The organism is Allobosea sp. ASV33, from assembly GCF_016428755.1.
In the GTDB taxonomy this organism is placed as follows: domain Bacteria; phylum Pseudomonadota; class Alphaproteobacteria; order Rhizobiales; family Beijerinckiaceae; genus Allobosea.
Genome location: NZ_JAELTI010000237.1, coordinates 1 through 392 on the forward strand (window position 1 = coordinate 1; position 392 = coordinate 392).

The 392-nt window shown below is 68.6% G+C and carries 1 protein-coding gene; it reads right to left on the reverse strand.

Going from position 1 to position 392, the window contains the following annotated elements:
• A partial coding sequence (locus JHD80_RS27305) for a hypothetical protein (RefSeq protein WP_199093733.1) occupies positions 1–247 on the reverse strand: 247 nt, incomplete at its 3' end.
• Between the last annotated feature and the right edge of the window lie 145 nt (positions 248–392).

The following is a 392-nucleotide window of genomic DNA, read 5'->3' on the forward strand; positions in this document are numbered from 1 at the left end:
GACGGCATACGAGATCGCGCCTAGAGTCTCGTGGGCTCGGAGATGTGTATAAGAGACAGGCCCTGGCTGCGGTGGCAACCGCAGCGGGGACCGCGCCCACGCGGGCCGGCGCAGGTGGCATGTCTGGCTGGCTGATGTACATGCCATAGGCGAGCGCGCCCGCCAGGCCGGCGAACAGGCAGGCGACGACGACGTACTCGGCGGTATTGGAGTTTTGAGAGGCGCGGGTGGGTTGTGTGTCGGACATGTTCGGCTCCCGGTCCATCAGGGTTTGGCTGGCGCGGAGGCCGTGGCTGCGGTGCTGGGGCTGGGGCTGGCGCCATGCAGGCGGGCGTAGTAGGCCGCCACGGCCTGGATGTCCGCGGGCGTGAGCTTTTGCGCGACCTTGCCCA